This is a genomic window from Dyella sp. BiH032, assembly GCF_031954525.1.
GTDB lineage: Bacteria > Pseudomonadota > Gammaproteobacteria > Xanthomonadales > Rhodanobacteraceae > Dyella_D.
On record NZ_CP134867.1, the window covers coordinates 3,851,861 to 3,877,191 of the forward strand.

Annotated in this window: 27 protein-coding genes; 16 read left to right on the plus strand and 11 right to left on the minus strand. The window is 68.1% G+C overall.

What is annotated here, in order from left to right; all coding sequences use genetic code 11:
* The first annotated feature begins 26 nt into the window (after nucleotides 1-26).
* The 7 genes from asnS (at nucleotide 27) to RKE25_RS17000 (ending at nucleotide 6,204) form a co-directional block, all read left to right on the plus strand.
* Nucleotides 27-1,427 (plus strand): asparagine--tRNA ligase, encoded by a 1,401-nt coding sequence (gene asnS / locus RKE25_RS16970; RefSeq protein WP_311839273.1) that lies wholly within the window; start codon nucleotides 27-29, stop codon nucleotides 1,425-1,427.
* Between the two features lie 8 nt (nucleotides 1,428-1,435).
* Complete coding sequence (locus RKE25_RS16975; RefSeq protein ID WP_311839274.1) at nucleotides 1,436-2,308, plus strand: MalM family protein; 873 nt, start codon at nucleotides 1,436-1,438, stop codon at nucleotides 2,306-2,308.
* 43 nt (nucleotides 2,309-2,351) lie between these two features.
* The gene (locus RKE25_RS16980) at nucleotides 2,352-2,666 is read left to right on the plus strand and encodes a hypothetical protein (RefSeq protein ID WP_311839275.1); all 315 of its coding nucleotides are present in this window, start codon (nucleotides 2,352-2,354) and stop codon (nucleotides 2,664-2,666) included.
* A gap of 73 nt (nucleotides 2,667-2,739) precedes the next feature.
* Complete coding sequence (locus RKE25_RS16985) at nucleotides 2,740-3,531, plus strand: SDR family oxidoreductase (protein ID WP_311839276.1); 792 nt, start codon at nucleotides 2,740-2,742, stop codon at nucleotides 3,529-3,531.
* Between the two features lie 90 nt (nucleotides 3,532-3,621).
* Nucleotides 3,622-5,073 (plus strand): aldehyde dehydrogenase, encoded by a 1,452-nt coding sequence (locus RKE25_RS16990; protein WP_311839277.1) that lies wholly within the window; start codon nucleotides 3,622-3,624, stop codon nucleotides 5,071-5,073.
* A gap of 4 nt (nucleotides 5,074-5,077) precedes the next feature.
* Nucleotides 5,078-5,764: a carbonate dehydratase gene (can, locus tag RKE25_RS16995; protein ID WP_311839278.1), complete on the plus strand. Its 687-nt coding sequence runs from the start codon at nucleotides 5,078-5,080 to the stop codon at nucleotides 5,762-5,764.
* Nucleotides 5,761-6,204: a RidA family protein gene (locus tag RKE25_RS17000; protein ID WP_311839279.1), complete on the plus strand. Its 444-nt coding sequence runs from the start codon at nucleotides 5,761-5,763 to the stop codon at nucleotides 6,202-6,204. Before can ends, RKE25_RS17000 begins: the two co-directional genes overlap by 4 nt.
* A 61-nt stretch (nucleotides 6,205-6,265) precedes the next feature.
* Here RKE25_RS17000 and RKE25_RS17005 read toward each other — a convergent pair whose 3' ends face one another.
* The 4 genes from RKE25_RS17005 to RKE25_RS17020 all read right to left on the minus strand — a co-directional run bounded on the left by RKE25_RS17005 (nucleotide 6,266) and on the right by RKE25_RS17020 (nucleotide 10,182).
* Nucleotides 6,266-6,478, minus strand: a complete 213-nt coding sequence (locus RKE25_RS17005; RefSeq protein WP_311839280.1) for a hypothetical protein — start codon at nucleotides 6,476-6,478, stop codon at nucleotides 6,266-6,268.
* A gap of 188 nt (nucleotides 6,479-6,666) precedes the next feature.
* Nucleotides 6,667-7,446 carry an N-formylglutamate deformylase gene (hutG, locus tag RKE25_RS17010; RefSeq protein ID WP_311839281.1) on the minus strand — a complete coding sequence of 260 codons (780 nt, stop codon included), beginning with the start codon at nucleotides 7,444-7,446 and terminating at the stop codon, nucleotides 6,667-6,669.
* A gap of 50 nt (nucleotides 7,447-7,496) precedes the next feature.
* A complete protein-coding gene (gene gorA / locus RKE25_RS17015) occupies nucleotides 7,497-8,846 on the minus strand; it encodes a glutathione-disulfide reductase (protein WP_311839282.1) in 1,350 nt (449 codons plus the stop codon).
* Between the two features lie 76 nt (nucleotides 8,847-8,922).
* Nucleotides 8,923-10,182: an FAD-dependent oxidoreductase gene (locus tag RKE25_RS17020; RefSeq protein WP_311839283.1), complete on the minus strand. Its 1,260-nt coding sequence runs from the start codon at nucleotides 10,180-10,182 to the stop codon at nucleotides 8,923-8,925.
* 196 nt (nucleotides 10,183-10,378) lie between these two features.
* On the opposite strand from RKE25_RS17020, the gene RKE25_RS17025 reads away from it, so the two are divergent.
* The 5 genes from RKE25_RS17025 to RKE25_RS17045 all read left to right on the plus strand — a co-directional run bounded on the left by RKE25_RS17025 (nucleotide 10,379) and on the right by RKE25_RS17045 (nucleotide 14,703).
* The gene (locus RKE25_RS17025; protein ID WP_311839284.1) at nucleotides 10,379-11,536 is read left to right on the plus strand and encodes a hypothetical protein; all 1,158 of its coding nucleotides are present in this window, start codon (nucleotides 10,379-10,381) and stop codon (nucleotides 11,534-11,536) included.
* Between the two features lie 76 nt (nucleotides 11,537-11,612).
* Nucleotides 11,613-12,992 carry a hypothetical protein gene (locus RKE25_RS17030; protein WP_311839285.1) on the plus strand — a complete coding sequence of 460 codons (1,380 nt, stop codon included), beginning with the start codon at nucleotides 11,613-11,615 and terminating at the stop codon, nucleotides 12,990-12,992.
* Nucleotides 12,993-13,096: 104 nt separating this feature from the next.
* The gene (locus RKE25_RS17035; protein WP_311839286.1) at nucleotides 13,097-13,669 is read left to right on the plus strand and encodes a C40 family peptidase; all 573 of its coding nucleotides are present in this window, start codon (nucleotides 13,097-13,099) and stop codon (nucleotides 13,667-13,669) included.
* A 109-nt stretch (nucleotides 13,670-13,778) separates the two neighbouring features.
* The gene (locus tag RKE25_RS17040) at nucleotides 13,779-14,231 is read left to right on the plus strand and encodes a MarR family transcriptional regulator (protein WP_311839287.1); all 453 of its coding nucleotides are present in this window, start codon (nucleotides 13,779-13,781) and stop codon (nucleotides 14,229-14,231) included.
* A gap of 34 nt (nucleotides 14,232-14,265) precedes the next feature.
* Complete coding sequence (locus RKE25_RS17045; RefSeq protein WP_311839288.1) at nucleotides 14,266-14,703, plus strand: organic hydroperoxide resistance protein; 438 nt, start codon at nucleotides 14,266-14,268, stop codon at nucleotides 14,701-14,703.
* 69 nt (nucleotides 14,704-14,772) lie between these two features.
* On the opposite strand, the gene RKE25_RS17050 is transcribed toward RKE25_RS17045, so the two are convergent.
* The gene (locus tag RKE25_RS17050) at nucleotides 14,773-15,258 is read right to left on the minus strand and encodes a peptidylprolyl isomerase (RefSeq protein WP_311839289.1); all 486 of its coding nucleotides are present in this window, start codon (nucleotides 15,256-15,258) and stop codon (nucleotides 14,773-14,775) included.
* A 51-nt stretch (nucleotides 15,259-15,309) separates the two neighbouring features.
* Nucleotides 15,310-16,563 carry an MFS transporter gene (locus RKE25_RS17055; RefSeq protein ID WP_311839290.1) on the minus strand — a complete coding sequence of 418 codons (1,254 nt, stop codon included), beginning with the start codon at nucleotides 16,561-16,563 and terminating at the stop codon, nucleotides 15,310-15,312.
* A gap of 138 nt (nucleotides 16,564-16,701) precedes the next feature.
* Here RKE25_RS17055 and RKE25_RS17060 point away from each other — a divergent pair, with 138 nt between their 5' ends.
* Together RKE25_RS17060 and RKE25_RS17065 are read left to right on the plus strand one after the other, a co-directional pair.
* Entirely contained in the window at nucleotides 16,702-17,358 is a 657-nt protein-coding gene (locus RKE25_RS17060; protein WP_311839291.1) for a class I SAM-dependent methyltransferase, read from the plus strand.
* Nucleotides 17,359-17,471: 113 nt separating this feature from the next.
* Nucleotides 17,472-18,785, plus strand: a complete 1,314-nt coding sequence (locus RKE25_RS17065; protein WP_311839292.1) for a DEAD/DEAH box helicase — start codon at nucleotides 17,472-17,474, stop codon at nucleotides 18,783-18,785.
* 92 nt (nucleotides 18,786-18,877) lie between these two features.
* On the opposite strand, the gene rimJ is transcribed toward RKE25_RS17065, so the two are convergent.
* The 3 genes from rimJ to RKE25_RS17080 all read right to left on the minus strand — a co-directional run bounded on the left by rimJ (nucleotide 18,878) and on the right by RKE25_RS17080 (nucleotide 21,084).
* The gene (gene rimJ, locus RKE25_RS17070) at nucleotides 18,878-19,426 is read right to left on the minus strand and encodes a ribosomal protein S5-alanine N-acetyltransferase (protein WP_311839293.1); all 549 of its coding nucleotides are present in this window, start codon (nucleotides 19,424-19,426) and stop codon (nucleotides 18,878-18,880) included.
* Nucleotides 19,423-20,268, minus strand: coding sequence for an S-formylglutathione hydrolase (gene fghA, locus RKE25_RS17075; RefSeq protein ID WP_311839294.1), 846 nt, complete (start codon nucleotides 20,266-20,268; stop codon nucleotides 19,423-19,425). The genes rimJ and fghA overlap by 4 nt, the downstream gene beginning before the upstream one ends.
* A gap of 66 nt (nucleotides 20,269-20,334) precedes the next feature.
* Nucleotides 20,335-21,084 (minus strand): SDR family NAD(P)-dependent oxidoreductase, encoded by a 750-nt coding sequence (locus tag RKE25_RS17080; protein WP_311839295.1) that lies wholly within the window; start codon nucleotides 21,082-21,084, stop codon nucleotides 20,335-20,337.
* A 120-nt stretch (nucleotides 21,085-21,204) separates the two neighbouring features.
* Between RKE25_RS17080 and RKE25_RS17085 the strand changes: the two genes are divergently transcribed.
* Both RKE25_RS17085 and RKE25_RS17090 read left to right on the plus strand, forming a co-directional pair.
* Nucleotides 21,205-23,052, plus strand: a complete 1,848-nt coding sequence (locus RKE25_RS17085; protein ID WP_311839296.1) for a DEAD/DEAH box helicase — start codon at nucleotides 21,205-21,207, stop codon at nucleotides 23,050-23,052.
* A gap of 169 nt (nucleotides 23,053-23,221) precedes the next feature.
* Nucleotides 23,222-24,022 (plus strand): class III extradiol ring-cleavage dioxygenase, encoded by an 801-nt coding sequence (locus RKE25_RS17090; RefSeq protein WP_311839297.1) that lies wholly within the window; start codon nucleotides 23,222-23,224, stop codon nucleotides 24,020-24,022.
* On the opposite strand, the gene RKE25_RS17095 is transcribed toward RKE25_RS17090, so the two are convergent.
* On the minus strand, nucleotides 24,009-24,347 hold the full coding sequence (locus RKE25_RS17095; RefSeq protein WP_311839298.1) for a cupredoxin domain-containing protein: 339 nt from the start codon (nucleotides 24,345-24,347) through the stop codon (nucleotides 24,009-24,011). The two genes, RKE25_RS17090 and RKE25_RS17095, sit on opposite strands and share 14 nt — an antisense overlap.
* Nucleotides 24,344-25,285 (minus strand): metallophosphoesterase, encoded by a 942-nt coding sequence (locus tag RKE25_RS17100; RefSeq protein WP_311839299.1) that lies wholly within the window; start codon nucleotides 25,283-25,285, stop codon nucleotides 24,344-24,346. The genes RKE25_RS17095 and RKE25_RS17100 overlap by 4 nt, the downstream gene beginning before the upstream one ends.
* Nucleotides 25,286-25,331 lie beyond the last annotated feature (46 nt).

A 25,331-nucleotide genomic window follows, 5' to 3' on the forward strand; every position in this document is an offset into this window, starting at 1 on the left:
CGGCACTTCAGCAGGAGTTTCAATCCATGGCGGTGGTCAGTGTCAAACAGGCCCTCTCCGGCAAGCTCGAAGCCGGCAGCAAGGTGACGGTCCAGGGCTGGGTGCGCACCCGGCGCGATTCCAAGGCCGGCCTGTCCTTCGTCAACGTCACGGACGGCTCCTGCTTCGACCCCATCCAGGCGGTGGTTCCGGCCACCCTGGCCAACTACGAGACCGAGGTGAAGCACCTGACCGCCGGTGCCGGCCTGGTCGTCGAAGGCACCCTGGTGCCTTCCCAGGGCAAGGGCCAAGCGTTCGAGCTGCAAGCGGAGCGGGTCGAGGTCACCGGCTTCGTCGACGACCCGGAAACCTATCCGATCCAGCCCAAGCAGCATTCGATGGAATTCCTGCGCGAGGTCGCCCACCTGCGACCGCGCACCAACCTGTTCGGCGCAGTCACCCGCGTGCGCCACACGATGATGACGGCGATCCATCGCCATCTCACCGAACAGGGCTTCTTCTGGATCAACACGCCGATCATCACCACCTCGGACGCCGAGGGCGCCGGCGACATGTTCCGCCTGTCCACGCTGGACCTGGCGAACCTCCCCCGCACCGACGACGGCAAGATCGATTTCCGCAAGGACTTCTTCGGGCGCGAGGCCTTCCTCACTGTCTCCGGCCAGCTCAACGTCGAGGCGTACGCGCTGGCGATGAGCAAGGTCTACACCTTCGGCCCGACGTTCCGCGCCGAGAACTCCAACACTCCGCGCCATCTCGCCGAGTTCTGGATGGTGGAACCGGAAATCGCCTTCGCCGACCTGTCCGCCGACGCCGACTGCGCCGAGGCCTTCCTCAAGGCAATCTTCAAGGCCGTGCTGGACGAACGCGCGGACGACATGGCCTTCTTCGCCGAGCGCGTGCTGCCTGAAGCGGTGTCGCGCCTGGAGACCTTCATCGCCCAGCCGTTCGAGCGCATCGATTACACCGACGCGATCGACATCCTCAAGAAGTCCGGCCAGAAGTTCGAGTTCCCCGTGGCCTGGGGCGTGGACCTGCAGACCGAGCACGAGCGCTACCTGGCCGAGAAGCACATCGGCCGGCCGGTGGTCGTGATGAACTACCCGGAACAAATCAAGGCGTTCTACATGCGCCTGAACGACGACGAGAAGACCGTCGCCGCCATGGACGTGCTCGCCCCGGGCATCGGCGAAATCATTGGCGGCAGCCAGCGCGAGGAACGCCTGGACTATCTCGACCGCCGCATGGCCAAGTTCGGTCTCGATACGAGCACCTACGGCTGGTACCGTGACCTGCGCCGCTATGGCAGCGTGCCGCATGCCGGTTTCGGCCTGGGCTTCGAGCGCCTGCTGGTTTACGTTTGCGGCCTCTCCAACATCCGCGACGCCATCCCGTACCCCCGCGCCGCGGGCACTGCCGAGTTCTGATATCGACGATGCGTCCACGCCACCGGTTCCTCACCGCACTGCTTGCTCTTTCCGTCCTGGCTCTTGGCGGCTGCCATGGGGTGAAGAAGCTGGTGCCGCCGAACCTGCGGCCGCCCGAGGAAAACACCACGGCGCTGGACCAGGCCAAGGCCGCCCTGCAGCAAGCCACGCCCTGCTGCAGCAGCTTCGCCGATTTCTCGTACCAGACCCTGCTGCCTTGGCGGCCGAAGCGCTTCGAGCTGGGGCCGGGCAGCATGGTCGCCAGCATCAACGGTGAGCGCAGCTACTTCCTCAGCTTCCGCCTGCCGCCCGATACCAAGCTGCCTTACCGCATCGCGATCAAGTCGGAATTGAACGGCCGCTGGCTGCGCGCCAGCTACCTGTTCGCGCCCACGGTCACCCTGCTCGACGAGGCCTTCCAGCCGGTCAGCAGCGAGGACATCTCGCTGTGCGAGCACATGGGCTGGACCAGCGAGACCACCGGTGCGTTCGGCAGCGTCAAGGTCACCAGCAAGCAGGCGCGCTACCTGGTGCTCTACAGCTCGGCCAAGCAGCAGGCGGACAGCACCTATTGGGAGCAGTCGCCGGCAGCGTTCTCCGCCGAAGCCCCCGTGAAGATGGCCGCCGCCGGCAGCTTCCGCATTCCGCACGGCCCGGATGGCACGGTGTGGGTAGGGTTGATGAACAAGAGCTTCGAAGATGCCGTCGACAGCGCCATCTGCGGCAAGGCGCCCAAGGGCGAAGGCGTGCTCAATACACTGCGCACCGCCCTCCCCGTGCCGCTATGGCTCGGTGCCGACCCGACGAACAAGACCAACTCGGTCGACACCCCGGCAGCGGATCATCCTTCCGGCGACGCCGGGCAGAACAAGACCAACTGAGCCGCTCCGCCGATCGGCACCCTTCAACCCGGAACCCAGCTGCATGGTCACGCTTTACCTTTCGCTTCTTCTCGCCGGCGTGGTGTTCTTCCTGCTGCATTTCATCGCGCAGGCGCGTATCGCCTCGCTGCTGCGCGAACGGCATCCGTCGCAATGGAAAATCATCGCCGAGACCGAAAGCGGCAACCCCAGCCCCTTCGGCATCTGGATGCGGCTGCAGCTGGCCCTGCGCTCGCCCATCCTGCCCGCGCTGGAAGATGCATCCATCACTCGCTGGCGACGCGTCTGGCGCTACTGTCCCTGGGGAGCCTGGCTCTGCTGGTTCGGCGCGCTGGGTCTTCAATGGATGGCGCGCTGAAGGAACCGGACCCGCCGTCCGGCGCTGCCCCGGCGAACGGCAGCGGCCACCCCGTCACCGCAGGAGTCATCTCATGCAGCTGGATCTGAGCGGGCGTCATGCCCTGGTCTGCGGCGCATCCCAAGGCATCGGCCGCGCCGCCGCCATCGAACTGGCGCGCCTGGGCGCCAACGTCACCGTGCTGGCCCGTTCCGCCGAGACGCTCAAGGCGCTCGCCGCCGAGCTGCCGCGAATCCATGCATCCCAGCAGCACCGCTGGCAAGCGGCCGACATGCTGGATACCGCGCGCCTGCTCACCGCCGCGACCGACGCCGCGGCGGCCGAACCGGTGCAGATCCTGGTCAACAACACCGGCGGCCCTCCTGGCGGCTCCGCGCACACCGCCGAAGCCGCCGCCTTCGAAGCCGCCTTCCGCCAGCACGTGCTCGCCGGACAGGCGCTGGTGCAGGCGGTGTTGCCTGGCATGCGCGCCAGCGGCTACGGCCGCATCGTGAATGTCATTTCGACATCGGTGCGAGAACCCATCCCCGGGCTTGGCGTATCCAACACGATCCGCGCCGCGGTGGCCGCCTGGGCCAAGACCCTGTCCGGCGAACTCGCCGCCGACGGCATCACCGTCAACAACGTGCTGCCCGGCTACACCCGCACCGCCCGGCTCGATGGCTTGGTCGAGACCCAATCGGCCGGAACCGGCCGCAGCCGCGAGGAGCTCGAGCGCGGCATGCTCGCCATGGTTCCCGCCGGCCGGTTCGGTGAACCGGAGGAAGTCGCCGCAGTGATCGCCTTCCTGTGTACGCCGGCGGCCGGCTACGTCAATGGCGTGAGCATCGCGGTGGACGGCGGCCGCACACGCGCGCTGGCGTGACGTCCGGCGTTCACTGCGAGCGCTCTCTGCCACCGCGCCATACCCCCGCGTCCGGTGCATTCGCCGACGCCGCGGATTAAGCTTTTACAGATGCCCAACCTGCGCCTCGCCAACCTGATCGACGGTCGCCTGCAGGCGCCGCGCCAGGAACGCTGGCTCGACGTGTTCGAGCCGGCCACCGGCGCGGTTTTCGCGCAATGTCCCGACTCCTCCGCGGAAGACGTCGACTTCGCCGTCGCAGCAGCGCAGCGCGCGGCACCGGCATGGGCCTCGACGCCTGCCGAGCAGCGGGCACGCCTGCTGAATCGACTGGCCGACCTGATCGAAGCGCGTCTTGATGCTTTCGCCGCACTGGAATCGCGCGACAGCGGCAAGCCGCTGAGCCTCGCCCGCAGCCTCGACATTCCCCGTGCGGTGAGCAACCTGCGCTACTTCGCCGCCGCCGTCGTGCCGTGGAGCAGCGAATCGCACGCCATGGAACTAGGTGCGATCAATTACACGCTGCGCCAGCCCCTCGGCGTGGTGGGCTGCATCAGCCCGTGGAACCTGCCGCTGTACCTGTTCACGTGGAAGATCGCGCCGGCGCTCGCCGCCGGCAACGCGGTGGTCGCCAAGCCATCGGAGATCACGCCCTGCACCGCGGCGCTGCTCGGCGAACTGAGCATCGAGACGGGCTTCCCCGCGGGCGTGCTGAATATCGTGCAGGGCCGCGGCCCCACGGTGGGCCAGGCGATCGTCGAGCACCGCGGCGTGAAGGCAGTGTCCTTCACCGGCAGCACGCGGACCGGCGCGCAGATCGCCGCGGCCGCCGCGCCCCAGTTCAAGAAGGTATCGCTCGAACTGGGTGGCAAGAACCCGGCCATCGTCTTTGCCGATGCGGACCTCGGCGACGCCAACCTCGACACCATCGTGCGTTCCGGCTTCGCCAACCAGGGCGAGATCTGTCTGTGCGGTTCGCGCCTGCTGGTGCAGCGATCGATCTACGACAGCTTCCGCGCGCGCTACCTGGAGCGCGTACGCGCCCTGCGCGTGGGCGATCCGGGCGACGCCGGCACCGACCTCGGCGCGCTCGTCTCGCGCGAACACTTCGACAAGGTGATGGCCTGCATCGCCCAGGCCCGCGCCGAAGGCGGCCAGGTGGCCTGCGGCGGAGAGGCGCTCGCCCTGCCGGGCGCGCTGTCGGGCGGCTGGTACGTCGCGCCCACGGTCATCGAAGGCCTCGGTCCCGATGCCGTCACCAACCAGCAGGAGATCTTCGGGCCGGTGGTCAGCCTGATACCGTTCGACGACGAAGAAGAGGCCATCGCCATCGCCAACGGCACGGGCTACGGCCTGGCCGCCTCGTTCTGGACCGGCGACCTGGCGCGCGCGCATCGCGTCGCTTCCCGCCTCGACTTCGGCATCGTCTGGATCAATTGCTGGCTGTTGCGCGACCTGCGCACGCCGTTCGGCGGCACCAAACAATCCGGCCTGGGCCGCGAGGGCGGCGTCGAAGCGCTGCGCTTCTTCACCGAACCCAAGAACGTCTGCATTCGCTACTGAATCCATGTCCGAGGCCACTCCCTTGAACCCTTCGTTGAAAGACCTGATCGACAGCAACCGCCGCTGGTCGGCGAAAGTGCGCGGCGAAGATCCGCACTTCTTCGAGCGCCTCGCGCAGCAGCAGGCGCCCAAGTACCTCTGGATCGGCTGCTCGGATTCGCGCGTGCCGGCCAACCAGATCGTCGGCCTGCCACCGGGCGAGATCTTCGTCCAGCGCAACGTTGCGAACGTGGTCTCGCATACCGACCTGAACTGCCTGAGTACCATCCAGTTCGCGGTAGACGTGCTGAAGGTGGAACACATCCTGGTGGTCGGCCACTACGGCTGCGGCGGCGTGCAGGCGGTGCTGGACGATCGCCGGCTGGGCCTCGTGGACAACTGGCTGCGCCATGTGGCCGACGTCGCCCAGCAGCATTCCGGCCTGCTCGCCTCGCTCGATCTCATGCAGCTGCGCAATACACGCCTGTGCGAACTCAACGCCATCGAGCAGGTGGTCAACGTCTGCCACACCACCATCGTGATGGACGCGTGGGAGCGCGGGCAGAAGCTGTCGGTGCACGCGTGGTGTTACAGCCTGTTCGATGGCCACGTGAACGACCTGGGCCTGCACGTCAGCTCGCGCGAGCAGCTGCGCCCGGCCTATGAGAATGCACTGCACCGCCTCACCACCGAACCGGTGGTGCCGCGATGAGCGGCGGCGTGGTGCGTACCAGCGCCGCGCCTGCGCCGGTCGGCGCCTATCCGCACGCGCGCCGGGTAGGCGACCTGTTGTTCCTTTCCGGCGTCGGCCCGCGCATGCCCGGCGGCAACGCCGTGCCGGGCAACGTGCACGACGCCGAGGGACGCCTCATCAGCTACGACTTCGAGGCGCAGTGTCGCCAGGTGTTCGCCAACGTGCGCGCCGTGCTGGAAGCGAGCGGCGCGCGCTGGGAGGACCTGGTCGACGTGACTGTCTACCTCACCGACATGGCGCGCGACTTCCCCGCCTACAACAGGCTTTACGCCGAGTACTTCGCTGGCGTCGACGCCTGCCGCACCACGCTGGGCGTCACCGCCCTGCCCACGCCGATCGCCATCGAACTGAAATGCATCGCCGCGCTGCCGTCGGGCAGGCCGGCCATGCAGGACTGATCCGCGCATAAGAAGAAGCCCCGGCAGGCGAACCTCCGGGGCTTCGATGCCTGTCGGGCGCTCAGGGCGACGTGGTGGTCGCTGGCATGGCGCTCTTCTTGGAGTTCTTGGAGCCCTTGTGGCTCTTGTGCGAACTCTTGGCGTGGTGATGCGTCGCCGACTTGGTCGCCGGCGCCGAACCCGTCTGCGGCGCGGCCGCGCCGTCCTGGGCGAACACCGATCCAGAAAGAGCCACACCCGCGACGAGCAGGGAAGCGATGGCCAGTTTGCGCATGGGGAAGAACCTCGAAAGCTTGATCGCCGCGGACCCGGCCGGAACCCGGCGCCACGGGCGGCGCGGCAGCTTCACCTTGGCACGATCGTCGTCGCGCGGAAACCGCAAAATCAGCACGAAAAATGCACGCGGATGCCACGACCCGCTTGACTTTGCACACAAGCCGGCGGACCCGAAATTCCTTGCGCTTAATCCAGGCAAAGGCGCAGCAACGCAAGCATCGTCGGCTGCAGGCGCGCGGCTTTTGCCTCGTCGTAGGCGAAGCTCTCCTCGTCCATGTAGTTGAGCTGCGCCAGTTCGAGCTGCACCGCCTGCACGCCCTGTTGGGGCGCCGCGTAATGCCGCGTGATGTAGCCGCCCTTGAAGCGCCCGTTCACGACGAAACTGTAGTCGGACTGCGCCTTCAGGCACGCCGCCAGCTTGTCCTGCAAGGCGGGCGCGCAACTGGCGCCGTCCGCAGTGCCCAGGTTGAGATCGGGCAATTGTCCGTCGAAGAGCATGGGCACGCGGCTGCGGATCGAATGCCCTTCCCACACCACGACACGCCCGTACATCTCGCGCAGCCTCGCAATTTCGTGCGCGAGCGCCTGGTGGTAAGGACGCCAATAGGCGTTTATCCGTTGTTGAATTTCCGCCGCGTCCGGCTCCTGCCCGTCCAGGTACAGCGGCTCGCCATCGAAACCGACGGTAGAGACCAGACCGGTTTCGCGCTGCCCCGGATACAGCGCATGGCCGTCGGACGGCCGGTTGAGATCCACCACGTAACGCGATGCGTGGGGACGAATCAAGCTCGCGCCCAGCACTTCCGCAAGCGGCTGGTACAAGCGTCCCACGTGCCAGTCGGTATCCGGCGCGCGGCGTGCGGCGGGCCGCAGGCGCGCGGCGAGGTCGTCGGGAATGAAGCTGCCGTCATGCGGCAGGCTGATCAGCAGCGGGGCGCTGCCCTGGTGCAGAGTGAAGGTTTCCATTCGCGCAGTGTAGCCGGAGCGGCGCGCGCTACCGCGCGTGCGCACGACCGTCAGGACATCAGCACGAGTTCTTCGGCCGAGCTGGGGTGGATCGCCACCGTGGCCTCCAGGTCGCGCTTGCAGGCGCCCATCTTCACCGCCACGGCGAAGCCCTGCAGCATCTCATCCGCGCCGGGGCCGAGCACGTGCACGCCGGCGATGCGTTCGTCCACGCCGACGCAGACCAGTTTCATCACGCTCTGCCCGTGCAGGCCGGCCAGGGCCCACTGCATGGGCGTGAAGCGGCTGCGATAGACCCGCACGGCCTCGTCGCCGAAGCGCTCGCGCGCCTGTGCTTCGGTCAATCCCACCGCGGCCAGCGGCGGTTCGGCAAAGACCACGCTGGGCACGTCATCGTAGTCGAGCTTCGCCTCGTTCATGCCGCCGAACCAGCGATCGGCCAGTCGCCGCGCCGCCGCTACCGCTACCGGCGTCAGCGCCAGGCGTCCGGTGACGTCGCCCAAGGCCGCGATACCCGGCACGTTGGTGTTCTGCCAGGCATCGGTGAGCACGTGCCCCTTGTCGTCGCGCTGCACGCCGGCCGCGTCCAGATCCAGGCGCCCGGTGTTGGGCACGCGCCCCAGCGCCCACAGCACCGCATCGTAGGGACCTTGCGCACCGCAGGCATCGTCTTCGAGCACGATGGCGTCGCCCTCGCGACGGGCACCCGCAATACGGGCGCCGGTGGCGAGGGTGATGCCCTGCGTGCGCATGTGCTCTTCGAGACAGGAGACCATCTCCGCATCGAACGTCCGCAGCAGGCGCTCGCGTACGTGCAGCGTCACTTCACTGCCCAGCGCACGCAGCAGGCCCGCAAACTCCACGGCGATGTAGCCGCCGCCCACGATCGCCATCCGCCGCGGCAGTTCGCGCAGCGTGAACATGTCGTCCGAAAGCAGGCCCAGTTCGAAACCCGGCAGCGGCGGAGATTGGGGCCTTGCGCCGGTGGCGATCACGATCCGTGGCGCACGCAGTTCGGCGCCGCTCTCCGTGGCAATCGTGTCGGGCGCGACGAAACGCCCTGCTTCGCGCAGCCACTGCACGCCGGCGGCGGCGAGACGCTCTTCGTAGCGCTGCTTGATGCCGTCGATGTAGGCGAGGCGCCGCTGCCGGAACCGTTCCCAGTCCAGCACGCCCGTGCCGCCATCGAAACCGTACGGGCCGGCGAGCTGCATGGCATGCGCGATCTGCGCGGCGAACCACAGCGATTTCTTCGGCACGCAACCGACGTTGACGCAGGTGCCGCCCAGCGCGCCAGGGTCCAGCATCGCCACGCGCGCCCCGTGCCTGGCCGCGCGGAACGACGCCGCCAGGCCGCCGGAACCCGCGCCCAGCACGATCAGGTCGTAGGTATCGGCCATGCGGCTGTTTCCCTCGCGATAAAGCGCCAAGCTAACGGGCGCGGCTTTAAGCGCATGTCAATGCACGCCGCGTCGATCAAAGGCCGAACCGGGCCGGTGCGTAAGGCGATGGATCGATCGCCGGATCGCCCCGCCCCGCCAGTGCGGCCACCAGCTCGCCAGTAGCCGCGGACATGCTCACGCCCAGCATGCCGTGCGCGGTCGCCAGCAGCAGGTTGGACCAGCGGGTGCTCTGGCCGATGAGCGGGATCTCGTCCATGCTCATAGGCCGCCAACCCCACCACTCTTCGACCACCTCCGGCCCTTCCGGCTCGCGCAGTGCGACGGCCGCGCCACGGCGCAGCGCGTCCAGGCGCGTGCGATTCAGCCCCTCCGCATAGCCGGAGAACTCCATCGTGCTGCCGAGCCGGTAGCCGCTGCCCCAGGTGGTGACGCAGACGGCCGCCTCGCGCAGCACCAGCGCGTGGCGCGGCGCCTGGGCCGGCCGCGTGTAGGTGATCGAATATCCCTTGCCCGGCTGCATCGGCAGGCGCAGATCCAGCAGGCGCCCAAGCAGCGGCGACCATGCCCCCAGAGCCATCACGATGCGATCGCCGCGGAACACGCCCCGCGTGGTGCGCACGTGCGAGATGCGGCCACCGTCCAGGCCGAACTGGTCGATGCGCGCTCCGCTTTCGATGGTGCCGCCAAGCTCGCGCACGCGCCGTGCCAGCTCCGCCACATAGCGATTCGGCCGCAGCTGTGCGTCGCCCGGATGAAACAGCCCGCCGGCGACGCCGGGAAGCAAGGCCGGTTCGGCGGCCTCCACCTCGGCGCCACGCATGCGCCGCACTTCGATGCCCAACCGGTCCAGCACCTGCGCATGATGGCGTTCGTCCGCCGCCATCTGCGCCTGGCCACGGTAGACATATAGCTCGCCACCGGGCACGAACTCGCAATCGAGCCGCTCGTCGCGCACCAGCGCCTCCAGCAGGCCACGCGACCGCTGCAGGATCGCCGAGCGCGCGAGCGTGGCGCGCTCGAAATCGCGCCAGTTGCAGTGCCGAGCGAAACCCAGCAGCCAGCGCAGGCGGGCCAGATCGGGGCGAGGATTGAGATAGAGCGGCGCGTCGGCGCGGAACATGGAGCGCAGCGCCACGCCCACCATGCCCGGCATGGCCAGCGGCGCCGCGTGGCTCGGCGTGATGGTGCCGCAATTGCCGTGGGAGCTGCCGGAACCCGGCGTCCCCTGCTCCAGCACGCGCACCGTAGCGCCGGCCTTCAGCAGGTAATAGGCACAGGCGAGGCCGATCACGCCGCCGCCAAGGATCAGTACATCGCTGCGGGAAGCATCCATGCGGGCTATTGTAGCGGTGCCCGGCTGCTCCCCCGCCGGCCGGGCTCACGGGGGTGACATCGTGTGCATCGATCGACACGGACTTCGAACGCGCCTCGTCCGCCTCGCCGGACTCGTGCTCTGTGCAGCGTTGCAGGTGTCGCCGGCGGTGGCGGCCCAGGCGAAACCGCCCGGCGACGCGGCACCCCGGCGCGACATGTACGCCGAACTTCAAGCGCTGAAGAACGATCTGCAGCGCTACCAGCATCTGGTCGACGCGATGCCGCGCCTGGCGCATGACGACCGCATCATGCCGTTGCAGATGCTCGCGGCGGTCGAGGACCAGCTGGGGCTCTACAACGAAGCGATCCGCGATTTCCCGTTCGACAACCGCGTGAGCTTCTCCGGCGAACTGCCGCAACCGGGCCTATGGCAGGCGAGCGACGCCGTCGATGTCATCGCGAAGCTGGCGGCAGGACGCCGTATCGTGATGATCAACGAGGCCCACCACGACGCACACACCCGCGCCCTCACCCTGGCCCTGCTGCCACGCCTGAAGGCGGCGGGCTTCACCCACTTTGCGGCCGAGGCACTGCATGACGCGGACCCCGATCTGGCGAAACGCGGCTATCCCGTCCCCGCCAGCGGCAGCCAGTACGTGCGCGAACCGCTGTACGGGGAGATCGTGCGGCAGGCGCTGAAGCTCGGCTTCGTCGTCGTGCCCTATGAATCCGACGCGCCCACCATGGCCGAACGCGAAGCCGGCCAGGCGCGCCAGCTCTACCGCAAGGTGTTCCAGGCTAATCCCAAGGCGCGGCTGTTCATCCATGCCGGCTATGCGCATATCGACAAGGCGCCGGGCAACCTCGGCCTCGGCGTGAAACCGATGGCAATGCATTTGCGCGACCTTACCGGCATCGATCCGCTGTCCATCGACCAGACCCGTTGGCGCGATATCGGCGTCGCGCTGGACAACGACCCGTACCGGCAACTCATCGCGCTGTATCAGCCGCAGAAGGCCGTGGTGCTGACCCGCCGCGACGACGGCAGCGCGTGGACGGCCGATCCCTCCCGCCATGACGTCGACGTGCTGCTGCCCGGCCCTGGCCGCCAGCGCCGGCCGCGCTGGCTGAGCCTGGACGGCCAGCGCGTGACGCGCCTGATCACCACCGACATGTGCGCCGGCCATATCCCTTGCGTCGTGGAAGCGCGCTATGCCGATGAGGGCGAGCATGCCGTCCCGGCCGACCTCTATACCTTCCTCGCGCCGGAGGGGATGAGTTCGCTTTACCTGTACCCGGGTCACTATCGCTTGCGGGCATGGGCCGCCGATGGCCGCACCCTGCTCGAACGGCGGCTGGACGTCTCGCCCTGAGTCGTTTGCTGCGGTGCTTTTGCAGTGCGTGCACGGTTGCAACTAATTTCCGTGGTTCAAAGGGGAGAACGCGTTCATGAGATCGGGCCACAGGGTTTCGCGTCTTGCCGCGGCCGTTGTCTGTTCCATCGGTTTGCTGTTCCACGGGAAGGCCGCAGCGGGCGAGATCGATCCGTCCACACTGGCGCTGCTAAAGGATCTGAAACCGTTGACGGAAGACCTGGCGCGGTATCGCTATCTGGCGAAGACCGTGCGCAAGTTTCCGGAGGGACAGCAGCGCCTCGTGGCCATGCAGTTTCTCGCCACCACGGAAAGCGAGCTCGGGCTCTATGCCCAGGCGTTGAGGGACTTTCCGATCGATTCGCGCAAGAACTACACCGACCCCCTTCCCGCCCCCGGGGAATGGCAAACCGTCGACGCTGCCGCGGCCATTGCTCATGCAGCCCAAGGGCGCCGGCTCGTACTGATCAATGAAGCCCATCACGATCCGCATACGCGGGAACTCACCCTGGCATTGCTGCCTCGCCTGAAAGCCGCGGGCTTCACGCATTTCGCCATGGAGGCCCTCGGCGACACGGACACGGAGCTGGCGACCCGCGGCTATCCCTTGCAGAGCAGCGGCAGCGAGTATCTGCACGAGCCATTGCTCGGCGAGATCGCGCGCAAAGCGCTGCAGCTTGGCTTCGTGGTGGTGCCCTACGAAGCCGACAGCGCGACCACCGCGGGACGCGAGAGCGGCCAGGCCAGGAACCTCTATCAACGCGTCTTCGCGGCGCATCCGGGGGCCCGCCTCTTCGTGCATGCGGGGTATGCCCACATCGACAAGGCCAAGGGCCGCCTGGGCAATGTGGCGCCCATGGCAGCCGAGCTCGCACGCCTGACGGGTATCGAACCGCTCTCGATCGAGCAAACGCAATTCAGGGAGGCGCATCCTCAGGTTCCCCACGCCGCCTACGACCAGCTCGTTGCCGGCTTCAAGGTCACCGCGCCCGTCGTGCTCGAACGCAAGGCTGCCGGCACACCGGGAGAGGTCGCCACGTCGCTCTATTGGAGCGCCGATCCCAAGCTGCACGATATTTCGGTGATCCTCCCGCCGGACAGCCACAGTTCCAAGGAGGCGGACGTCGTTCGCTACAGTCCGATGGGCGATCTCCTCTTTCCAATGCGGATACCCATGGACGAGGGCATCCGCCCCGACTGGCTCGACCTTGGCGAGCAGCGCTACCCCGTTCCGATCGAGGGGACGCTGTGCGACGACACTTTCCCTTGCCTGGTTGAAGCGCTGTATGCGCAGGAGTCCGATCAGGCGGTCGCCGCCGATCGCTTCGCTTTCCTGCGCTCCGGGGTGCATAGCTCTCTCTACCTGTTCCCCGGCAAGTACCGCCTGCGCGCCCGGGACGCGGATGGCAGAGTGCTTGGCGAACGCGCCATCGAGGTGAGCGGGGCGGAAAAATGAAGTGATTCGTCTCGGCTGGCATAGAGCTTCACCCTTGGCCTCAAGACTTCCCTCCAACCCCTTGATTTGCTAGCCTCGCGCCGTCGTTCGACAGGGGAACTCCCATGCGCCAGGCTCCCGCCGCCCCGAACTTCCGCACGCCAGCCCGGCCGTTCGCGCTGCGGCACGCGATGCTGGCGCTGATGCTCCTGCTGCTCGCCGCCTGCTCCAGCGCGCCGCGGCGTCCCCAACCCACGTACAAGGAATCCCGCTCTTCGCTCGCGAACCTTCCGGCGCGCGCACCCGAGGGCGCGGCGGGCACGGCCAACGACGTGCTGTTCCGGGCGATCGCCCTGGTCGGCACGCCCTACCGCTGGGGCGGCAATACGCCGGATGGCGGCTTCGACTGCAGCGGCCTGGTCGACTACATCTACCGCCAGGCCGCCGGCCTGCAGCTGCCGCGGACCTCGCGGGAGATGTCGGCCATGGACGGGCACCGGGTGGGCACCATGAGCGACTTGGTGAGCGGCGACCTGGTGTTCTTCGGCAATCGCGGGAACATCAGCCACGTCGGCGTCTACGTGGGCAAGGGGCGCTTCGTGCATGCGCCCAACAGCGGCGGCACCGTCCGCCTGGACGATATCGACGGTCCCTACTGGAAGGACCACTTCGCCTTCGGCAAACGGCTGCTGGACTGACGTTCTTCCCTCTTGGAAGCTTCGATGACCAGCGCCGAAAGGCACGGGCTATCGGATCGATTGGAAAATTTAATTGTACACAACTGAATTTTGCACCTAAGGTGTGCCCATGAAGAACGCAACGACCCCGTCACTGCTCCTGGACCAGCAATTCTGCTTCGCGCTGTACGCCGCCTCCCGCGCCGTCACCGCCGCGTACCGGCCATTGCTGGAGGAGATCGGCCTGACCTACCCGCAGTACGTGACCATGCTGGTGCTGTGGGAACAGGACGGGTTGACCGTTCGGGAGCTGGGGCGCCGCCTGCAACTGGACTCCGGCACCCTGACGCCGCTGCTCAAGCGCCTGCAGCAGTCCGGACTGGTCAGCCGCGAACGCCGCCGCAGCGACGAGCGCGAAGTGGAAATCCGCCTCACCCCGCAAGGCCGCGCGCTGCGCGCCCAGGCCGAACGGGTGCCCGCATGCCTTGCGACCCGGCTGAACGCCAGTCCCGAGGACATGCTCCGACTCCGCGACGAGCTCAAACAGCTCGCCGCCGGCATCCACCGCTCCACCAACGTTTGAACCCAATCACCCCGCACCCACCAAGGAAATCACCATGAGCAACGGCACGATCAGCAAGATCCTCTACACCGCTACCGCTACCGCCCACGGTGGCCGCGAAGGCCATATCAAGAGCAGCGACGGCGTGCTCGACTTCGACCTGAAGGTGCCGAAGGAACTCGGCGGCCCGGGCGGTGCGGGCAGCAATCCGGAACAGCTGTTCGCCGCCGGCTATGCGGCTTGCTTCGAGGGCGCGGTGCGTTACGTCGCCCGCGAGCAGAAGGTCGCGCTGAAGGACGCCTCCGTTACCGCGCAGGTGGGCATCGGCCCGCGCGAACCGACCGGCTTCGGCATCGCGGTGAAGCTGGAAGTAAGCCTGCCGGGCATCGACCGCGAAGTCGCGCAGAAGCTGGTCGATACCGCGCATAGCGACATCTGCCCCTACTCTCATGCCACCCGCGGCAACGTAGACGTGCAGATCACGCTGGCCTGAACTGGCCGCTCCGCAAAAGAAAACGGCGCCTTCCGGCGCCGTTTTCGTATCCGCTCGCGAAGAAACCGCTCAGTGCGCCTCGGCACCCGGCGGATGCGCGTGGCCGTGCTGGATCTCTTCCTCGGTGCCGTCGCGCACTTCGTTGATGGTCACGTCGAAGTTCAGCGTCTTGCCGGCCATCGGATGGTTGAGGTCCACGTCGACCGCGGACATGCCGACCTTGTGCACGGTGACCACGCGGTGGCCGCCCTGCTTCAGCGCCAGCACGGTGGTGTCGCCCACCTTCAGCTTGGCGCCGTTCTGGAAATACTTCTTCGGCACGCGCTGGATCTGGCCTTCCTGGCGCTCGCCGTAGCCTTCTTCCGGCGTCACTTCCACCTGCAGGCTCTCGCCGGCTTCGTGGCCTTCCAGCGCCTTCTCCAGACCGGGGATCAGCTGGCCGTGGCCCAGCAGCACCCACAGCGGCTCGTTGCGATCGAGCGAGCTCTCCACCTTCTCGCCGCCTACCGCCAGGGTGTAGTGGAGCGAGATGACCTTGTCCTTGCCAGCCTTCATTGCCTGTCTCGTGATGTGCGAAAAGCGGCCATTCTAGCAGCAAGGGCCCCGCTAGCCGGACCGCCGGCCACCGCCGAACCCCATGCCGCCGAACCCCACGCCGTGCGCCTCCGGCCCCAGCCATACCAGCAGGGCCAGCAGCAGGGCGATGCCGGCGATCCAGGCGCTCATGGCGAAGGCCAGGTCCCCGCCGCGCCATTCGCTGATCAGGTTCTGCGCGTTGGCCGTATAAGCCGCCAGCAGGTTTCCGAGCTGGTACGCCACGCCTGGCAACGTGCCGCGCACGGCGTCGGGCGACAGCTCGTTGAGGTGGGTGGGCACCACGCCCCAGGCGCCCTGCACCATCACCTGGATTAGGAACGCGCCCACGGCCAGCCAGAATATCGATCCGCCGTACATCCACAGGGGAATGACCGGTATGGCCAGCAGCGCGGCCGTGATCATCGCCCGGCGCCGCCCGATCCGCTCCGACAGCGCGCCGAAGCCGAGGCCGCCCACCATCGCTCCCAGGTTGAGCATGGCCACCAGCAGGAAGGCCACGCCGGAGCCCGTCGGCAGGTGCAGCGTCTCTTCTTCGAAGGTGTGATAGAGGTCCTGGGAGCCGTGGCTGAACATGTTGAACGCAGCCATCAGCAGGATCAGATAGAAGGCCAATTTCCAATGGCCGCGCATCTGCTCGAACAGCCCGCGCTTGGCGCGCTCGTCGCGCCCCGCCTCCCATACCGGCGATTCCGGCACGCTTGCGCGGATGTAGAGCACCAGCAGCGCCGGCGCCGCTCCCACCACGAACAGGCCGCGCCAGCCGATGTGGTCCACCAGCAGCCAGTTCACCAGCGCGCCGAGGAAGAAGCCGCAGGGATAGCCGCTCTGCAGCAGGCCCGACACCAGGCCTCGCGCCCGCGGCGGGATGCTTTCCATCGCCAGCGACGCCCCCAATCCCCATTCCCCGCCCATGGCCACGCCGAACAGGAAGCGCAGTACGAGGAACGCGGTCAGCGACGGCGCGAACGCGGTGGCGAGCTCGAACAACGAGAACAGCAGCACGTCCACCATCAGGATCGGCCGCCTCCCGTAGCGGTCGGCCAGGCGCCCGAACAACAGCGCGCCCACTGGCCGCGCCGCAAGCGTCAGGAACAGGCCATAGAGCACCTGCGCCTTGTCGGCGTGAAATTCCTTCGACACCGCGACGATCACAAACGTCAACAAAAAGTAGTCGAACGCATCCAGCGTCCAGCCGAGGAAACTCGCCAGCACCGTGTGGCGCTGGGTGGAATCCAGTTCACGCAAGGGCGCAAGCAGCCGCATGGAAACTCCGCAGTAGGCGACGAGTGGCGCAACAACACACCAATGCGGGCCGGCGCGCAAGGCCGCGCCCGCTGCGCTCGGTTGGCACGCACGGACATGGACGCTAGTCTGCGGGAACCGCCTCCTCGTCACGGATCGATGGAACGCCTCTCGCGCCACCGCATCGCCGGCTATTACGACGGCCATATCCAGCGCGGCTACGTCCGCGGCAAGCTCGCCTCCGATCCGGTCTACGCGGCTGCCGCGGAAGCCATCGACGGCGCCGACCTGCCGCTGCTCGATATCGGCTGCGGCATCGGCCTGCTCGGCCTGTACCTGCACGCGCGCGGGGCGCTGCCGCGCTACGTCGGACTCGATCATGACGAGCGCAAGATCGCCGAAGGCCGCGTGGCGGTACGCCGCGCCGGGCTGGAGCATGCGATGGAACTGTGCACGGCCGACGCTTCCGCATTACCGGACATGCTGGGCCATGTCGCCTTGCTCGACATGCTCCATTACCTGCCTCGCGACGCCCAAGCTGCCCTGCTCGAAGCCGCCGTCGGTCGCCTCGCGCCGGGCGGCGCGCTGGTGATCCGCAGCGTGCTGCGCGACGGCAGTTGGCGTTTCCAGGTCACGCGGGCCGAGGAGGTCTGGCTGCGCGTCAGCGGCCGCATCCGCGGCGGCGCACAGCACTACCCCACGGAAGCGGAGCTGCGCGCCCCGCTGGAACGGGCCGGCTTGACCGTGAACACGGGCCCGCTGTTCGGCCGCACGCCCTTCAACAGCTACCTCCTGGTGGCGCGCCGCCCGCGCTGAAAGCAGCCCTCCACCGTTTGCGCTATACTACTCGGACGGCATTCCGCCGCCCTCCCCTCATAGAACACTGCAACGCGGTTCGATATCGCTCCGGGTTGCGCCCTGGAGCATCCATGTCTTTCGAATCGCTGGGCCTCGCGCCCACGTTGCTGCGTGCGCTTGCCGAGCAAGGCTACGCCAATCCCACTCCCATCCAGGCCGGCGCCATCCCGCTGGTACTGGAAGGCCACGACCTGCTGGCCGCCGCGCAGACCGGCACCGGCAAGACCGCCGCCTTCGCGCTGCCCCTGCTGCACAAGCTGTCCACCGCCGGTGCCACGCAGACGCGCCGGCCGCGTGCCCTCGTGCTCACTCCCACCCGCGAACTGGCCGCGCAGGTCAACGACAACCTGCGCGACTATGGCCGCCACCTGCGCGTGAGCAGCGCCACCATCTTCGGCGGCGTGAGCATGGGCCCGCAAATGCAGGTCCTGCGCCGCGGCGTGGACGTGGTGATCGCCACGCCGGGCCGCCTGATCGACCATATGCAGCAGCGCACCGTCGACCTCTCCGGCGTGGAAACGCTGGTACTGGACGAAGCCGACCGCATGCTCGACATGGGGTTCCTTCCCGCCCTCAAGCGCATCCTCGGCGCGTTGCCGAAGCAGCGGCAGACGCTGCTGTTCTCCGCGACCTTCGCACCGCCGATCAAGGCGCTGGCGATGCAGTTCATGCATGAGCCGCGCGAAGTTTCGGTGACCCCGGCGAACACGGTGGCCACCACGGTGAGCCATCACGTGCACCCCGTCGACGCCGCGCGCAAGCGCGACCTGCTGCTGCACCTGCTGGCCCAGGACAGCCGCCGCCAGACCCTGGTGTTCAGCCGCACCAAGCACGGCGCGGACAAGCTGGTGCGCTATCTGGAAACCGCCGGCCTGCGCGCCGCGGCGATCCATGGCAACAAGAGCCAGAACGCCCGTACGCGCGCGCTCGGCGACTTCAAGAGCGGCCGCATCACCGTGCTGGTGGCGACCGATATCGCCGCGCGCGGCATCGATATCGACCAGCTGCCCATCGTCATCAACTTCGACCTGCCGATGGTGGCCGAGGACTACGTGCACCGCATCGGCCGCACCGGCCGCGCGGGCGCCGACGGCCTGGCCGTGTCGCTGGTGAGCCATGACGAGTCGGGCCTGCTGCGCGACATCCGCCGCCTGCTGAAGCAGGAAATCGCGATCACCGACGTCGCCGGCTTCGAACCCTCCCAGCCCTTGCGCCTGGATGCCGGCGCGCCGCGTCCCGTGCAGGGCCAGCGCCAGCCGCGCGCGCCGCGTCCCGCGCCGTCGCATCGCCCGCACGGGCATGCCCAGCAGCCGCTCGCGGCGGAACGCTCCAGCGAAGGGAACCGCCAGCGCCGCCGCCGGCGGCGTCCTGCCGCCAAGGCCTGAGGCCACCTGCGAATGGGGCGCTACGGCGCCCCATTCGTTAGCGGGCAGCTGCACGCGCCGTCGTCACCCGCAACGCAACCAAGCCCGGCCGCTTAACCTTTCGGGTGGATGCGCGCCGTCAGCACGTGGTCTTCCCACACACCGGCAATGCACAGATAGCGCTTCGCATAGCCCTCGCGCTCGAAGCCCAAGCGTTCCAGCAGCTTTCCGCTGCGCTCGTTGCGCGGCATGTAGTTGGCCATCACGCGGTGCAGCCCGAGCGGGCCGAAAGCCCACTCCAACCCCCTTTCCAGCGCTTCGTGCATGAGGCCTTGCCCCTGTCTGCGCTGCGCGATCGCGTAGCCGAGATGGCAGGCCTGGAACACGCCGCGCACGACATTCGCCAGGTTGAAGCTGCCGATCACCTCGCGCTCCTCCGGATCGAGCACGAGGAAGGGATAACCGCGATCGAGGCGGATGGCTTCGCGCCAGTCCGCGATGGTCTGCGCGCAATGTCCCAGCGTGTAGTAACGCTCCTCGCGCAACGGTTCCCACGGCGCGAGGTGCTCGCGGTTTTCCAGCCGGAATTGCCACAGCGCGGCCGCATCGGATTCGACAGCTTGCCGGACCAGCGTGCGCGGCGTGGCGAACCGCACCGTCATGCGTACAAGGCCTGCGCATGGTGGCGCAGGTGGTCCTCGATGAAGCTGGCGATGAAGTAGTAACTGTGGTCGTAGCCGGCATGGCGGCGCAGCCGCAACGCCTGGCCGGATTCGGCGCAGGCCTGGTCGAACAGTTCCGGCCGCAGCTGCTCCGCCAGGAATTTGTCGGACTCGCCCTGGTCGATCAGGATCTCGCCGTCGAACGCACGCTCGCGCACCAGCTCACAGGCATCGTAGGCGGCCCACGCGGTCGGATCCTCGCCCAGGTAGCGAGGCAGCGCCTTGCGTCCCCACGGCACCTGTGTCGGTGCTACGATCGGCGCGAAGGCGGACGCGGAGCGGTAACGCTCCGGATGCTTGAGCGCGATGGTCAGCGCGCCATGGCCGCCCATCGAATGGCCGGTGATCCCGCTGCGCGTGATGTCCACCGGAAAGTGGCGCGCCAGCAGGGCGGGCAGCTCATCCGCCACGTAGCTATGCATGCGGAAGCGCGCGGACCACGGCGCGGCGGTCGCGTCCACATAGAAGCCCGCGCCTTCGCCGAATTCCCAGTCGCCGGTGGCGCCATCGATGCCGGTGTCGCGCGGGCTGGTATCGGGCATCACCAGCACCAACCCCAGTTCGGCCGCGATGCGCTGCGCGCCGGCTTTGATCGTCGCGGTCTCTTCGGTGGAGGTAAGCCCGGCCAGGAAATACACCACAGGGCATGCCTGCGACGCGGCCTGCGGCGGCTGGTACACCGCCACGCGCATGGGCCCGCCGCAGGCGGACGAGGCATGGCGGTAGAACCCCTGCACGCCACCGAAGCAGCGCTGCTCGGCGACGATCTCGATATCGGACATGCCCTTCCTCTCCTCGGTACCTTCCGGCCATGGAAACCGGACCGCCATGATAGTGGCCGCCCGCGCTCAGCGTTCCTGGTCCGTGGGACGCATCAGCAGTTCGTTGACATTGACGTGCGCCGGCCGCGTCACGCAGAACACGATGGCCTCGGCCACGTCCTCCGCCTGCAGCTGACGCATGCTGTCGGCCCATGCGTTGATGGCCTGCCGCGTCGAGGCGTGGCCGATGTGGTCGCGCAGTTCGGTTTCCACCACGCCCGGCTCGATCACGCTCACGCGGATGTTGTGCTGGCAGACCTCGCGCCGCAACGCCTCGGAAAAAGCGCCGACGCCGAACTTGGTGGCCGCGTACGCCGCGGCGTTGGGGTTGGCGATGCGTCCCGCCGTGGACGAGATGTTCACCACATGCCCGTCGCGGCGCCCGCGCATGCCCGGCAGCGCGGCCTGGGTGGCGGCGATCAGGCTCATTAGATTGAGCTGGAGCATGCGCTCCCAGCGCCCCAGGTCGGCGTCCTCGACCGGCTCCAGGTACATCACGCCGGCGTTGTTCACCAGGACGTCGAGCCGGCCGTAATGCGCCTCGGTCTCCCGCACCACGCGCTGGGCCTCGGTAGTCGACTGCAGGTCGGCCTGGAGCACCAGCGGCTCCGCGCCCAGGCCGGCCAGGCGTGCGGCCAGCGCATCCAGCCGTTCCCGCCGCCGGGCGGCGATGGCCACCCGCGCTCCGGCCTCCGCCAGGGCCATCGCGGTGGCTTCGCCGATGCCCGAGGATGCGCCGGTGACCAGGGCGACGCGCCCCTGCAAACGCTTCTGCATACGAATTCCTTACGCGAAAGGGGGATGGGGACCATAACTCCCCGCGGCCAGGGGCGGCCAGGCTGCTACAATGGGTACATTCTCACGCATGCCGCTGCGCATGCCCTGTCGAGGTTCCCCATGTCCTCCCCGTCCTCCGAATCCCAGCCGGTGGCCGCCGGCTTCGTTGCGCTCGCGCTCAAGCCGGAAGTGCTGCAAGCGCTCTCCGACGTCGGCTACGAGTCGCCGTCGCCGATCCAGGCCGCCACCATCCCCCCGCTGCTCGAGGGCCGCGACGTCCTCGGCCAGGCGCAGACCGGCACCGGCAAGACCGCCGCGTTCGCCCTGCCGATCCTGTCGCGCATCGAACTGAAGCCCGGCAAGCCGCAGGCGCTGGTGCTGGCGCCCACGCGCGAACTGGCCATCCAGGTGGCCGAAGCCTTCCAGCGCTACGCGGCGCACATGCCCGGCCTGCAGGTACTGCCGATCTACGGCGGCCAGAGCTACGGCCCGCAGCTGCACGCGCTCAAGCGCGGCGTGCATATCGTGGTGGGCACGCCCGGCCGCGTGATCGACCATCTCGAGCGCGGCACGCTCGATCTGTCCGAACTGAAATTCCTGGTCCTGGACGAAGCCGACGAAATGCTGCGCATGGGCTTCATCGACGACGTCGAGAAGGTGTTGCAGGCCACTCCGCCGTCGCGCCAGGTGGCGCTGTTCTCGGCCACCATGCCGGCGCCGATCCGCAAGATCGCGCAGCATCACTTGAAGGATCCGGTCGAGGTGACGATCAAGTCGTCCACCACCACGGCCGCTAACATCCGCCAGCGTTACTGGTTCGTCAGCGGCCTGCACAAGCTGGACGCGATGACGCGCATCCTCGAAGCCGAGCCGTTCGACGCGATGATCATCTTCGCGCGCACCAAGCAGGCCACCGAGGAGCTGGCCGAGAAACTGCAGGCGCGCGGCCTGGCCGCCGCCGCGATCAACGGCGACATCGCCCAGGCCCAGCGCGAGCGCGTGATCCAGCAGTTGAAGGACGGCAAGCTGGATATCCTGGTCGCCACCGACGTGGCCGCGCGCGGCCTGGACGTGGAGCGCATCAGCCACGTGATGAACTACGACATCCCGTACGACACCGAGAGCTACGTGCACCGCATCGGCCGTACCGGCCGCGCGGGGCGCAGCGGCGAGGCGATCCTGTTCGTCACCCCGCGCGAAAAGGGCATGCTGCGCGCGATCGAGCGCGCCACGCGCCAGCCGATCGAAGAAATGAAGCTGCCCACCGTCGAGGCGGTGAACGACGTGCGCATCGCGCGCTTCAAGCAGCGCATCAGCGACACCCTGGCCGTCGGCGAGCTGGCGCTGTTCCAGCAACTGATCGAACAGTACGAGCAGGAGCACAACATCCCGGCGATCGAGATCGCCGCCGCGCTCGCGCGCATCGCCCAGGGCGACCAGCCGCTGCTGCTGACCCCTCCGCCCAAGCGCGAGTTCGTGCCCCGCGAGCGCGACGAGCGTCGCGGCGGCGAGCGCGATGGCCATCATGAACGCGGGGAACGCGCTCCGCGCGAACACAGGCCGCGCGACGGCGCGCCGCGCGAGTTCGGTACGCGCCCGGTGCGGCCGCACCAGACCGAGGAAGGCAAGCGCACCTACCGCATCGAAGTCGGCCATGAGCATGGCGTAAAGCCCGGCAACATCATCGGTGCGATCGCCAACGAAGCCGGACTGGACAGTCAGCACATCGGCCGCCTCAGCATCCGTGGCGAGTACAGCCTGGTCGATCTGCCCGACGGCATGCCCAAGGAAGTGTTCGAGCACCTGAAGAAGGTCTGGGTGGCCCAGCAGCAGCTGCGCATCCGCGAATGGGACGGCGACGACAGCGGTGCCGGCGAGGCGCCGCCGAAGCGCGGCGGCTATCGTCCTGGCGGCTTCAAAGGCCATGGCAAGAAACCGCACGGCGGCAAGCCGTTCAAGAAACGCTGAGCGGGCGCGTGCCCGCGGCTTAGCGCAGGCGGCAGGTTTATACGGCCCATCGCCTGCGCAACGCTCGGTTGGCCATCGTTCCGTCCGGGCAACGCTTAGTCCGATCCCCCGCGTCTACCGGCTGGCGCAGGCGGCCCTACTCTAGGGCGGTCCCCACGAGACCGACGCCATGACCGCCCTGCCCAGCCTGTACATTTCCCACGGTTCACCGATGACCGCCTTGCACCCGGGCCAGGTCGGCGAACGCCTGGCCGAGCTGGCGCGGGACCTGCCGCGCCCTCGCGCCATCGTGATCGCCTCCGCGCACTGGCTGGCGAAGCAGCCCGCGGTGGGTGGCGCGGCCCGCCCCGAGACCGTGCACGACTTCTACGGTTTTCCGCGCGAACTGTTCGAGATCCGCTACCCGGCCCCCGGTGAGCCGGCGCTCGCGGCCCGGATAGTCGAACTGCTCGACCGCGCTGGCCTTCCGACCATGCTCGATCCGCGCCAGGGCCTGGACCATGGCGCCTGGGTGCCGCTGCGCCTGTTGTATCCCGCGGCGGACATTCCCGTGGTGCCGCTCTCCATCCAGCCCATGCTCGGCCCGCGCCACCAGTACGACGTCGGGCGCGCACTCGCCCCGTTGCGCAACGAAGGCGTGCTGGTGATCGGTTCGGGCAGCATCACCCACAACCTGCACGACTTCCGCGCCGGCTTCAGCGAGGAACGCGAGGCGCCCTACGTACGGCCCTTCATCGGCTGGATCGAACAGAAGCTCGCCGCCAACGATGTGGATGCCCTGCTCGATTACCGCCGCCAGGCGCCTTTCGCCGAACGCGCGCATCCCACCGACGAACATCTGCTGCCGCTGTTCGTCGCGCTGGGCGCGGCCGGCGAACCGGCCCGCGCCGAACGCATCGACGCGGGTGTCGACCTGGGCTTCCTCGCCATGGACATTTACCGCTTCGACGGCACGCCTAGCGCACGATGACCGTGCCGACCATGTGCGGGTGAATCGAACAGAAGTACGCGTACGTTCCCGGCTTGTCGAACACCGCCGCATAGCTGTCGCCGGTGTCCAGCGCCTTCGACGAGGCGAACTGGTCGCCCGCGCTCACCACGATGTGCGGCTCGTCGTCGCGGTTGACCCACACCACGCGCGTGCCCGGCGACACCGTCAGCGTGCCCGGCCCGAACGTGAAATGGCTGATCTCGACGCGCACCTCGGGCGCCTTGCCGGCCGCGTTCGCCGCGGACATGCCGGCGACGAACAGTGCCCCCGCCAGCAGCGCGGCACCGCCGCGCAACCCGTTCATGCCAGCACCTCGTCAGTCACGGCGAGCGCCTGCGTCCCGCGCACGTGGCGCACCTCGCGCACGCCCAGGTAGCGCTGCAACAAACCGGGGGCGATCGTCTTCAGCGGCCCCGGCGTGTCCGCCGCGCCCGGGGCCGGCTGCGGATAAGCCGTGGAGCGCGCCGTGTGGAAGGTAACGTTGCCCTCCACCTTCTGCTGGATCTGGTGGATGTGCCCATTGAGCACGCTCACCGAGCCGAAGCGGCGCAGATAACCCATCGCTTCCGCACTGTCCTCGGTGCCCCAGCCCCATTGCGGATACAGCGGCCACAGCGGCATGTGCGCGAACACCACCAGCGGCGTCTCCGCCGACAGCGGCGCCAGGTCCTTCTTCAGCCACGCCAGCTGATCGGCGCCGAGCGAACCGAGCCCGCCCGCCTTGAGGTTCAGCACGTTGATCAGCCCGACGAAATGCACGCCGCGGTGATCGAAGCTGTACCAGCCGCCAGGCTGCTGACCCTGGCCGAAGCGGCGAAAGTACTCCGCGCCGTTGTCGCCGATCACGTCGTGCTCGCCCGGCACATAAAACGTGTGCGCCGCGCGCGCGTCCTGCATCACCCCGGATAGCGTGTCGAACTCCTCCGCTTTCGAGAGGTGGGTCAGGTCACCCGTATGCAGCAGGAAATCCGGACGGGTCGGCTGGGCCTGGATGCGTGCCAGCGATGCGCGCAGCGTGCCGACCACGTCGGGATTCGGCTCTTTGTGGAAACCGATGTGCGAGTCGCTGATCTGGGCGAAGCTGAAGCTCGCATCGGCAACCTCCTTGGCATCCAGCCCGTCGAGGGCGCGGGCCTGCAACACCCCGCCTTTCATCAGCCATAGCGTGCCGGCCCCGGCCCAGGCCATGCATTGGAGGAATTGACGGCGTCCCGGCGCCGTATCGTCGTGATCGTCTTGCATGGTGTGCTCCGGAAAAGGCGGCCGGCTGGCCGGAATGACCGGCATC

Bases quoted from the DNA above. Each gene is read 5' to 3' on its own strand.
- RKE25_RS17030 (WP_311839285.1), top strand. From the start codon at position 11,613: ATGAGATCGGGCCACAGGGTTTCGCGTCTTGCCGCGGCCGTTGTCTGT.
- RKE25_RS17065 (WP_311839292.1), top strand. From the start codon at position 17,472: ATGTCTTTCGAATCGCTGGGCCTCGCGCCCACGTTGCTGCGTGCGCTT.
- RKE25_RS16985 (WP_311839276.1), top strand. From the start codon at position 2,740: ATGCAGCTGGATCTGAGCGGGCGTCATGCCCTGGTCTGCGGCGCATCC.
- RKE25_RS17055 (WP_311839290.1), bottom strand. From the start codon at position 16,563: ATGCGGCTGCTTGCGCCCTTGCGTGAACTGGATTCCACCCAGCGCCAC.
- RKE25_RS17045 (WP_311839288.1), top strand. From the start codon at position 14,266: ATGAGCAACGGCACGATCAGCAAGATCCTCTACACCGCTACCGCTACC.
- RKE25_RS17085 (WP_311839296.1), top strand. From the start codon at position 21,205: ATGTCCTCCCCGTCCTCCGAATCCCAGCCGGTGGCCGCCGGCTTCGTT.
- RKE25_RS16980 (WP_311839275.1), top strand. From the start codon at position 2,352: ATGGTCACGCTTTACCTTTCGCTTCTTCTCGCCGGCGTGGTGTTCTTC.
- RKE25_RS17035 (WP_311839286.1), top strand. From the start codon at position 13,097: ATGCGCCAGGCTCCCGCCGCCCCGAACTTCCGCACGCCAGCCCGGCCG.
- hutG (WP_311839281.1), bottom strand. From the start codon at position 7,446: ATGGAAACCTTCACTCTGCACCAGGGCAGCGCCCCGCTGCTGATCAGC.
- RKE25_RS17095 (WP_311839298.1), bottom strand. From the start codon at position 24,347: ATGAACGGGTTGCGCGGCGGTGCCGCGCTGCTGGCGGGGGCACTGTTC.
- can (WP_311839278.1), top strand. From the start codon at position 5,078: ATGTCCGAGGCCACTCCCTTGAACCCTTCGTTGAAAGACCTGATCGAC.
- RKE25_RS17100 (WP_311839299.1), bottom strand. From the start codon at position 25,285: ATGCAAGACGATCACGACGATACGGCGCCGGGACGCCGTCAATTCCTC.
- RKE25_RS17060 (WP_311839291.1), top strand. From the start codon at position 16,702: ATGGAACGCCTCTCGCGCCACCGCATCGCCGGCTATTACGACGGCCAT.
- RKE25_RS17040 (WP_311839287.1), top strand. From the start codon at position 13,779: ATGAAGAACGCAACGACCCCGTCACTGCTCCTGGACCAGCAATTCTGC.
- RKE25_RS16975 (WP_311839274.1), top strand. From the start codon at position 1,436: ATGCGTCCACGCCACCGGTTCCTCACCGCACTGCTTGCTCTTTCCGTC.
- RKE25_RS16990 (WP_311839277.1), top strand. From the start codon at position 3,622: ATGCCCAACCTGCGCCTCGCCAACCTGATCGACGGTCGCCTGCAGGCG.
- RKE25_RS17005 (WP_311839280.1), bottom strand. From the start codon at position 6,478: ATGCGCAAACTGGCCATCGCTTCCCTGCTCGTCGCGGGTGTGGCTCTT.
- RKE25_RS17000 (WP_311839279.1), top strand. From the start codon at position 5,761: ATGAGCGGCGGCGTGGTGCGTACCAGCGCCGCGCCTGCGCCGGTCGGC.
- RKE25_RS17090 (WP_311839297.1), top strand. From the start codon at position 23,222: ATGACCGCCCTGCCCAGCCTGTACATTTCCCACGGTTCACCGATGACC.
- asnS (WP_311839273.1), top strand. From the start codon at position 27: ATGGCGGTGGTCAGTGTCAAACAGGCCCTCTCCGGCAAGCTCGAAGCC.
- RKE25_RS17080 (WP_311839295.1), bottom strand. From the start codon at position 21,084: ATGCAGAAGCGTTTGCAGGGGCGCGTCGCCCTGGTCACCGGCGCATCC.
- RKE25_RS17025 (WP_311839284.1), top strand. From the start codon at position 10,379: ATGTACGCCGAACTTCAAGCGCTGAAGAACGATCTGCAGCGCTACCAG.
- rimJ (WP_311839293.1), bottom strand. From the start codon at position 19,426: ATGACGGTGCGGTTCGCCACGCCGCGCACGCTGGTCCGGCAAGCTGTC.
- RKE25_RS17050 (WP_311839289.1), bottom strand. From the start codon at position 15,258: ATGAAGGCTGGCAAGGACAAGGTCATCTCGCTCCACTACACCCTGGCG.
- RKE25_RS17020 (WP_311839283.1), bottom strand. From the start codon at position 10,182: ATGGATGCTTCCCGCAGCGATGTACTGATCCTTGGCGGCGGCGTGATC.
- gorA (WP_311839282.1), bottom strand. From the start codon at position 8,846: ATGGCCGATACCTACGACCTGATCGTGCTGGGCGCGGGTTCCGGCGGC.
- fghA (WP_311839294.1), bottom strand. From the start codon at position 20,268: ATGTCCGATATCGAGATCGTCGCCGAGCAGCGCTGCTTCGGTGGCGTG.